1 rRNA gene is annotated in these 560 nt (G+C 57.7%); it reads left to right on the forward strand.

Features of this window, described 5'->3' with window-relative positions:
• Positions 1-525, forward strand: a 16S ribosomal RNA gene (locus ACFOEV_RS02675); the annotation flags it as partial.
• Positions 526-560: the final 35 nt, after the last annotated feature.

Consider the following 560-nt stretch of genomic DNA (forward strand, 5'->3'; position numbering starts at 1 on the left):
GGCGGAGTGCCTTCGGGAGCCGAGTGACAGGTGCTGCATGGCTGTCGTCAGCTCGTGTTGTGAAATGTTGGGTTAAGTCCCGTAACGAGCGCAACCCCTGTCCCTATTTGCCAGCGATTCGGTCGGGAACTCTAGGGAGACTGCCGGTGACAAACCGGAGGAAGGTGGGGACGACGTCAAGTCATCATGGCCCTTACGGGTAGGGCTACACACGTGCTACAATGGCAGGTACAAAGGGTTGCGAGACGGCGACGTGGAGCCAATCCCAGAAAGCCTGCCTCAGTCCGGATCGGAGTCTGCAACTCGACTCCGTGAAGTCGGAATCGCTAGTAATCGTGAATCAGAATGTCACGGTGAATACGTTCCCGGGCCTTGTACACACCGCCCGTCACACCATGGGAGTGGACTGCACCAGAAGTGGTTAGCTTAACCTTCGGGGGAGCGATCACCACGGTGTGGTTCATGACTGGGGTGAAGTCGTAACAAGGTAGCCGTAGGGGAACCTGCGGCTGGATCACCTCCTTAATCGACGCCTTATCCCTTGCCGGCAAGTGCCCACA

This window comes from Litchfieldella rifensis (assembly GCF_042646605.1).
GTDB classification, from domain to species: domain Bacteria; phylum Pseudomonadota; class Gammaproteobacteria; order Pseudomonadales; family Halomonadaceae; genus Litchfieldella; species Litchfieldella rifensis.